The sequence below is a fragment of the Pseudofrankia coriaricola genome (assembly GCF_032027725.1).
Taxonomy (GTDB): domain Bacteria; phylum Actinomycetota; class Actinomycetes; order Frankiales; family Frankiaceae; genus Pseudofrankia.
The window spans coordinates 1-2,028 of sequence record NZ_JASNFO010000196.1 but is presented as its reverse complement, the minus strand read 5'-3'; the positions used below and the strand labels follow the sequence as shown (position 1 = coordinate 2,028).

Sequence of the window (2,028 nt, the reverse complement as noted above, 5' to 3'; positions counted from 1 at the left end):
CGCGGAGGCGCGCCTCCGCGCCGCTGGGCACCGGTCCGGTGTTCGGGGACCTCGGGGTCCTGCTGCTCCTCGTGCTGCTGGTTCTGTTGCTGCTGTTGCTGTTGGTCGCCGGAGGAGTCGGGGCCGAGGTCTGGGCCCTGGGCGGTCTGGAAGTCGCCTACGGCCGGCCGGCCGTAGGCGCCGGGTCGCTCACCCTCGGCGAGCTCCGGCGCGAGCACCCAGGTGTCCTTCGAGCCGCCGCCCTGGCTGGAGTTGACCACCAGGCTGCCCCTGGGCAGCGCGACCCGGGTGAGCCCACCCGGCAGCACCCAGATCCGGTTGCCGTCGTTGACGGCGAACGGCCGCAGGTCGATGTGGCGTGGGCCGAGCCGGTCACTGGACAGCGTCGGCGACGTCGACAGCCGCACCACGCGCTGCGCGATCCAGCCGCGCGGGTCGGCGATCACCTGCGCGCGCAGCGTCGCGAGCTCCTCGTCGGTGGCCTGCGGCCCGATGACGATGCCCTTGCCGCCCGAACCGTCGACCGGCTTGATGACGAGCTCGTCGAGGTGGTCGAGCACGTGGGCGCGCTGGTCGGGATCCTCGACCCGGTACGTGTCGACGTTGGGCAGCACCGGCTCCTCGCCGAGGTAGTACCGGATCAGCTCGGGGACGTAGGTGTACATGAGCTTGTCGTCGGCGACGCCGTTGCCGACGCCGTTGGCGATCGTGACCCGCCCGGCGCGCGCGGCGTTGACGAGCCCCGCGCAGCCGACGACCGACTCGGGCCGGAACTGCAGCGGATCGAGCCAGTCGTCGTCGACCCGGCGGTAGATGACGTGCACCGGCTGCTCGCCCTCGGTGGTGCGCATCGTCACCCGGTTGTTGCGGACCAGCAGGTCGCGGCCCTCGACCAGCTCGACGCCCATCTGCCGGGCGAGCAGCGCGTGCTCGAAGTAGGCCGCGTTGTAGATGCCGGGGGTGAGCACGACGACGGTCGGGTCGGCCACCTCGGGTGGTGCCGCGGCCCGCAGCGCGTGCAGCAGATGGGAGGCGTAGTCGGCGACCGGGCGGACCCGGTGGGTGGCGAACAGCTCCGGGAACACCCTGGTCATCGCACGGCGGTTCTCGATGACGTAGCTGACCCCGCTCGGGACCCGGACGTTGTCCTCGAGCACCCGGAACTGGCCCTGCTCGTCGCGGATCAGGTCGATGCCGGAGACGTGGCAGCGCACCCCGTTGGGCGGGTCGATGCCGTGCGCGGCCCGGTGGAAGTGCGAGCTGGACATCACCAGCCGGCGCGGCAGGATGCCCTCCTCGAGGACCTCGGCGCGGCCGTAGACGTCGGCGAGGAACGCCTCCAGCGCGCGCACGCGCTGGACCACGCCACGCTCGATGGTGTCCCACTCCGGGCCCGACAGCAGCCGGGGAACCAGGTCCAGCGGGAAGGGGCGCTCCTCCCCGAACAGGATGAACGTGATGCCCGCGTCCCGGAACGCCCGGTCGAGCGCCGCCTTGCGGGCCGCCAGGTCACCACTGCTCAGCGGCCGCAACGCGTCGTACAGCGCCGCATACACCTCTCGAGGCGTGTCAGCAGCCTCGAACACCTCGTCCCAAGCGGCGGTGGCCTGCACCTCCGCCGGATATCCCTCGAACAGGTCCGCCACGGCCGCAGCGTAGGGCGCGGATGTTTCCACGACATAACCAACCGACCGATCCCGCTGGTGACCACTCCCACTCCATCAACACACGGGATATCCACCCAGGGAACACCACGCACCGGTTACGTCCGCGCACCCACTCCCAGCCCGAAGGAAGATCGGCCCCGGCCCGACAGACCGGCCCGGAACCACCTGTCGGGGCGAGGCGCTGGGCGCGCTCGCCCCGTGTCGGGCGCTGGGCGCCCTCCTCGCGTGGTTCCGGGCCCCTGGCATATGGCGGTGGTATGGCTGGGACCGGGCTGACGAGGTGGCTGGGTGGGTATTGCGCCAATGCGCGGTCACCAGCTGTGGCTGGACATCCGAGCCCATGGGATGTCTGTCGGGCGCG

General features: G+C 71.5%; 1 protein-coding gene. It reads right to left on the bottom strand.

The genetic code is table 11. From position 1 onward, the window contains the following. The coding region (locus QOZ89_RS47040; RefSeq protein WP_312630400.1) for a circularly permuted type 2 ATP-grasp protein at window positions 1-1,646 on the bottom strand (1,646 nt) is incomplete at its 3' end. Window positions 1,647-2,028: the final 382 nt, after the last annotated feature.